Raw genomic sequence first — 5,999 nt, 5'->3', positions numbered from 1 at the left:
CACCCGCCCCCGCGGGGCGGGCGGGGTCCCCGCGGGGGGGCGGCCCCGGCCCGCGCGCGGGGGCGGGGGGGGGGGGCCGGCCGCCCCCGGGCGGTCCGGGGGTGTTCTGGAGTGCGGTCAGGCGGTGACCTTCTCGGGCTGCTCCGCCTGGATGTCGGCGGGCTGCCCGGCGGGGGTGTTCTCCCGGGGCTCGGGGAGCACGGCCATGATCACGGCGGAGATCACGATGGTCGCCGCCCAGGCGAGCCCGTACTTGCCGACCGGGGTGCCGGAGAGCGGGCCGGCGAACCAGTCGCACTTGGTGAAGGCGAGCCCGAAGAGCAGTGCGAGCACCCAGGACACCATCGCCTGCCAGCAGAAGCCGCCCGCGTACCAGTAGCGGCTGTTCCTGCTGGTGTCCATCAGCGCGGCGGCGTCGTAGCGCACCGCGCGCGACCGGCGGCGGTACATGTCCACCGCGTAGACGCCGATCCAGGCCGAGAAGGAGACGGCGAGCAGGATCAGGAAGGTGATGAAGGAGCCCAGGAAGCTCTTGGCGACCAGCATCAGCAGCAGGCCGCCGACCAGCGAGATCACCGCGTTGATGCTGACGGCCAGGGCGCGCGGGAGCTTGACGCCCATGGTCTGCGCGGTGAAGCCGGCCGAGTACATGGAGAGGCTGTTGATCAGCAGCATGCCCACGATCGCGGTGAGCAGGTAGGGCACGGCCAGCCAGGTCGGCAGCAGGTCGCCGAGGAAGGAGACCGGGTCCGCGGCCTGGGCCAGGCCGGGGGAGGCCACCGCCATGACGGCGCCCATCAGCACCATCGGCACCATGACCAGGCCGGCGCCGGAGACCGTCACGCCGACGATCTTCTTGCCGGACGCGGCGTGCGGCAGGTAGCGGGCGAAGTCGGGACCGGTCGGGACCCAGCTGATGCCGCCGGCGGCGATGGTTCCGATGCCGGCGACCATCATCGCGGTGGTGCCCGCGGGCTTGGCGAAGACCTCGCTCCACTTCATGGTCGCGATCAGGTAGCCCAGCACCAGGACGCTGAAGAGGCCGAAGAGGTACGTCGACCAGGTGTTGCAGACGTTCAGCGCCTTGCGGCCCATGCCGGAGACCAGGAAGGTGCAGGCGACGAAGGCGAACAGCGTGATCACGATCAGCGCGGTGTTGCTCTTGACACCGAACATCAGGTCGAGGACGGTCAGCACGGCGTAGGCGCCGGTGACGGCGTTGATCGTCTCCCAGCCGAACCGGGCGATCCAGAGGATCGCGCCGGGGAAGAGGTTGCCGCGCACCCCGAAGGTGGCCCGCGAGAGGGTCGCGCCCGGCGCCCCGCCCCACTTGCCGGAGACCGACAGCACGCCGACCATGCCGAAGGAGGCGAGCGCGGCGCACGCCGCGACGATCAGGACCTGCCAGAAGTTCAGCTGGTTGAACACGACCAGGGCGGCACCCATGGTGAGCAGCAGGACGCTGATGTTCGCCGCGACCCAGGTCGGGAAGAGCTCCCGGACTCTGCCCCCGCGCTCGTGGTCGGGGACGGGTTCGATACCGCGGGTCTCTATCGCGCCGTCGACGTCGACGGTGGACAGGTTGTCCATGAGGGTGGCTCCGTGCGTGTGAAGCGGGAGATGAATCGGGCAAATGGAACATCTATGGAACTCTTCGCGCGTAGCGCGGGAGTTGGGTCATCATACGATGTTCCAGATGTGACCTGATTGATGCGGTTGCTTGCTGGTGATCAGCCGACCGCGGACCATCGCCGTCGTGTCGCGCCGCCGAACCGGTGCGGCGGCGATCTAGCGTGGTCCACCGTGCCCTCCCCGAACGCCCCGTCCCACGGCGCCCGCCCGCAGGTGCGCGTCGGCGCCCTGCTGCGACGGCCGATGCTGTGGCTGGTCCCGTCCGTGCTCGCGGCGCTGGTCGCGCTGGGGCTGTCGCTGCTCTACATGGGCAGCATCCTCGATCCGAACGGCAACCTGCACCGCCTGCCGGTCGCCGTGGTGGACGCGGACACCGGCGCGCCGCTGCCCGGGCAGCAGCAGAACCTCGGGGCGCAGGTGACGGGGGCGGTCGTCGCGGCCTCGCCCGCGGGCTCGGTGGAGTGGCGGCAGGTCGGGCGGGCCGAGGCGCAGGACCAGTTGGCCTCCGGCAAGGTCTACGGCGTGCTGGTGATCCCGGAGGACTTCACGGCCTCGGTCGGGGCGCTGACCACGTCGGGTGCGACGTCGCGGCCCACCATCACCGTGCTGACCAACCCGGGCGTGGGCAGTCTCGGCTCCTCGCTCGCGTCCCAGATCAACCAGAACGCCGCCCACCAGGCCTCGCTGACCATCGGGAAACAGCTGGCCGCGACCGGGGCCGACGCGACCACTCGGCTGCTGCTGGCCGATCCCGTCACGGTGGTGGTGCAGGTCGGCCACCCGATCGGGAGGCACAGCGGCCTCGGACTGAGCGCGTTCTACTACACGCTGCTGCTGGTGCTCGCCGGGTTCATCGGCGGAAACCTGGTCCACAACGGCGTCGACACCGCCCTCGGCTACGCGGACAGCGAGATCGGCCCCTGGCACACCCGCCGGCCCACCGTCCCGATCGACCGGACCCGGACGCTGGTGCTGAAGATGGTGATGACCGCCGGGATCTCGGTGCTGACCACGTCGATGGTCATGGTGGCCTGCGTCGTCGTGCTCGGCATGGACGCCTCGCACATCCCGCTGCTGTGGATCTTCTCCTACTGCGCCTGCCTCGCCGTCGGCCTCGGCGTCCAGGCCATCAACGCGGCGTTCGGCAGCATCGGGCAACTGGTGTCGATGTTCGTCTTCATCGCCCTGGCCCTGCCCTCCTCCGGGGCGACCATCCCGCTGGAGGCCACCCCGGCCTTCTACCGCTTCCTGGGCGCCTTCGAACCGATGCGGCAGCTCAGCGCGGGCGTCCGGGCCATCCTCTACTTCGACGCCCGCGCCGACGCCGGGCTGACCCGCGCCTGGATCATGATCGCGGTCGGCTTCGCGGCCGCCCTGGCCTTCGGCTTCGCGATGACGCGCTACTACGACCGCAAGGGCCTCAAGCGCCTCACCCCGCAACCGGTGGAAGCGCCGCCGGCGGAGGCCTGACCGGACCGTCGCCGGTGACGGGTCCGGAAGGAGGGGGCGGGGCGAGCGCCGGCCCGGCTCCCTGGCAGGATGGCCCGGCTCGGTGCCGACCGGTTCGGGCTGCGTGGATCTTGGAGAACCCGATGAGCGACCCCCGGCCCGCCGCTGCTCCCGTGACCGTGGCCACCGATGCGGGCATGCTCGCGCTGTGGAGCCCGGCCGCGTTCTCCGGGGTGGTCGACCACGCGAGCTGGGAGCCGGAGCTGTCGGAGGAGGAGGGCCGGCTCCGGCACATCCGGGCCGGGGCGTTGGTGCCGATCAACATCCGCTCGGACGGCGCCTTCGGCGTCGTGGTCCGGGCCGGCTCCGCAGCCGCGGACGCCCGGCTGACCGAGCGCGAGTCGGCGTACGTCGTCGTGTCCTCGAAGCCGTACCTCCTCCGCTCGCGGGGCGTGGCCTGTCTCAGCGGGATCGAGGCCGTCGCCGGTGAGCCGTGGCCCGACACGGTTCGGCTCGACCTGGCGGACGGCGACCACTCGGTGGTCGTCCACCTGATCGACTGGGAGGCCGAGCCGGGGAGCACCGCCGACGGGAAGCCCTCGCAGGACGCGCTCGCCGACTTCGTCGTGCTGGTGAACCCGGCCTCGGCCGCCGCCTCCGGGCCGTACCGCGTGGCGACGGACACCTTCGAGCTCGGCGAGTGACCGCCGGGCGGTTCCGGACCGGTTCTAGCCGTCCAGCCGCCGCTTGATCCAGTCGGTGTAGCCCAGCGGGTAGTCGTAGCCGGGGCGGTTGACGTCGGCGCTGGTGCGGAAGGGGGTGCCGCCGTTGTCGATGCGGACGGTGCCGCGGCGGCCGCCGCTGGACCAGTCCAGCGTCAGGTCCCAGCGGACGTCGTGCGCCTTGGTGTGCGCGGTGACGTAGAAGACCTCGGGGTCGGACGCGCTCACCTTGTACGGGAATGCGCGCTGGCCGCCCTTGACGGTGAGCACGGGACTGCCCCGGTCGAGGTCGACGTCGAAGGACTTGGTCCCGACCTCGCCGCCGCAGCCGACCCCCATCGAGTAGTCGTTCCACGCGAGCGGTGCGCCCTTGGCCGTGATCCGCACGTGCAGCGCCTCCAGGACGACCGTGTCCGCTCCGGTGCCCTGGACGGTGAGGGCGACCTGCTGTTCGCGGGAGGAGACCGCGCCGTAGGCGGCGGCCCAGCGCGGGGCGTCGCGCTCGGTGGCCGGCGGGCCGACCTGGGCGGGCGCGCTGTTGACGAGGAAGTGCTGGCTGCACGGGTCGGCGTAGACGTACGGGCGGATGCCGACGGTGAGCGGCGCCGGCGCGTCGGCGGTGGGGGTGGGGCTCGGCGGCGCGGGCGTGACGGCGGCCGCGGCGGTGGAGGCGGCGGGGAGGGCGGGGACGGGGAGGGGGGATTCCGGTGCGGCGGCTGTACCCGCCGTAGCCGTACCCGCCGTACCCGCCGGACCAGCCGACACCGTCGTGCCGGCCTCCTGCCGTCCGTCCGCATCGCTGCCGGCACCCCAGATCGCGGGACGCACGACGATCACCGTGGCGGCCACCACGGCGACGGCCGCGGCGGAGGCGATCAGCGCGTTCCGGCGGCGCCGTGGCGGAGCGGACTCCGTCACCGCTTCGACGGCCGGCTCCGCGTGGGCCTCGGGAGGTGCGGTCGGGGCACTCCGACGAGCCCGCGCCGCGTCCGCCAGGATCCAGCTCCGGTGCAGCTCCACGAGCTCCTCCGGCGTCGCCCGGCAGACCCGTGCGAAGCGTTCCGCCGGCGTGTACTCGTTGGGCAGCGCCGTGCCGTTGCAATAGCGGTGCAGCGTCGACGTGCTCGTGTGCAGGCGCTTGGCCAGCGTTCCGTAACTCAGTCCCGAGCGGGTCTTGAGTCCGCTCAGCAACCGCGCGAACTCCTCCGCCTCCGCGCTCCCCGTGCCCTCCGACACCCGTCCCCTCCGATCCCCCCGCGTCCCGTTCCGGCGTTCCAGGCTCGTCCAAGTCGCGCTGGTCAGAGCCCGGTTCGCCGTTCCACCCTACCTATCGCCCCGTCAGACGTGGCGGCTGGGACGGACGGTTCCGCAGGCTTCGGTCATCCGATGGACGCACCGTCCGACCGAAGGCCGAAAGGGGCGCGACCTCATGTCCGTCCGTACCTCCCGCACCCGTCCGATCACCGTCGCCGCGACCGTCGTGGTCGCCGCCCTCTCGCTGGCCGCGTGCAACGACAACGGGGACATCGGGGACATCGCGACGTCCACCGGCCCGTCGCTTAGGGCCACCGCACCCGCCTCGCCGGCGGCCCCCACGTCCGTCGGCGCGGCCGGCAAGACCCCGGCCGCCGTTCCGAAGACCCCCGCGCCGATGACCTCCGCGCCTGCCGCGCCTGCCGCGCCTTCCGCGCCCGCCGCCCCGACCACCTGCCAGGCCGCCAACACCAAGACGGTCGCCGCCCCGCTCAACCGCCCGGTGAACCACCTGCTGCTCACGGTGACCAACACCGGCCCCGTCACCTGCTACCTCCACGGCTACCCGGCCGTGCGGTTCGGCGAGGACCAGTCCGTGCCCCCGGTCATCGCCGAGTCGAAGCCGCAGGCCGTCGTCACGCTGAAGCCCGGCGAGTCCGGCTACGCGTCCGTCGACCTGTCCTCCACCGACGGCACCAACGGCTCGAACGGCCGCACTGCCACGTCCCTGGTCGTCTACTTCCGCGGCCCCTCCGGCAGCGGGAGCGTCGGCGCCGGGGCCCACCCGTCGCTGCCGGAGAAGGGCGTCTACGTGGACGACTCCCTCAAGGTCACCTACTGGCAGCAGTCGCTGGACGACGCCACCTCCTGGTGACGGCGCCACCCCGCGACGATTAGGTTGGCGCCGGGCGGGAGGCCGGGGGCGGGCACCACAGGCGCGGG

Annotated in this window: 5 protein-coding genes; 3 read left to right on the top strand and 2 right to left on the bottom strand. The window is 72.5% G+C overall.

The genetic code is table 11. The features are described from left to right. Window positions 1–117: 117 nt before the first annotated feature. A complete protein-coding gene (locus ACFV4G_RS36610; protein WP_380446595.1) occupies window positions 118–1,590 on the bottom strand; it encodes a purine-cytosine permease family protein in 1,473 nt (490 codons plus the stop codon). A gap of 285 nt (window positions 1,591–1,875) precedes the next feature. Between ACFV4G_RS36610 and ACFV4G_RS36605 the strand changes: the two genes are divergently transcribed. Both ACFV4G_RS36605 and ACFV4G_RS36600 read left to right on the top strand, forming a co-directional pair. After that, window positions 1,876–3,102 carry a YhgE/Pip domain-containing protein gene (locus tag ACFV4G_RS36605; RefSeq protein ID WP_380446623.1) on the top strand — a complete coding sequence of 409 codons (1,227 nt, stop codon included), beginning with the start codon at window positions 1,876–1,878 and terminating at the stop codon, window positions 3,100–3,102. A gap of 122 nt (window positions 3,103–3,224) precedes the next feature. Beyond that, a complete protein-coding gene (locus tag ACFV4G_RS36600; protein WP_380446592.1) occupies window positions 3,225–3,785 on the top strand; it encodes a hypothetical protein in 561 nt (186 codons plus the stop codon). Between the two features lie 24 nt (window positions 3,786–3,809). Here ACFV4G_RS36600 and ACFV4G_RS36595 read toward each other — a convergent pair whose 3' ends face one another. Further along, window positions 3,810–5,039 carry a helix-turn-helix domain-containing protein gene (locus ACFV4G_RS36595; protein ID WP_380446590.1) on the bottom strand — a complete coding sequence of 410 codons (1,230 nt, stop codon included), beginning with the start codon at window positions 5,037–5,039 and terminating at the stop codon, window positions 3,810–3,812. Window positions 5,040–5,232: 193 nt separating this feature from the next. On the opposite strand from ACFV4G_RS36595, the gene ACFV4G_RS36590 reads away from it, so the two are divergent. After that, entirely contained in the window at window positions 5,233–5,931 is a 699-nt protein-coding gene (locus tag ACFV4G_RS36590) for a DUF4232 domain-containing protein (protein ID WP_380446587.1), read from the top strand. Window positions 5,932–5,999 lie beyond the last annotated feature (68 nt).

Source organism: Kitasatospora sp. NPDC059747, from assembly GCF_042732955.1.
GTDB lineage: Bacteria > Actinomycetota > Actinomycetes > Streptomycetales > Streptomycetaceae > Kitasatospora.
The sequence above is the reverse complement of the archived record's forward strand: the minus strand, read 5'-3'. Positions and strand labels throughout refer to the sequence as shown.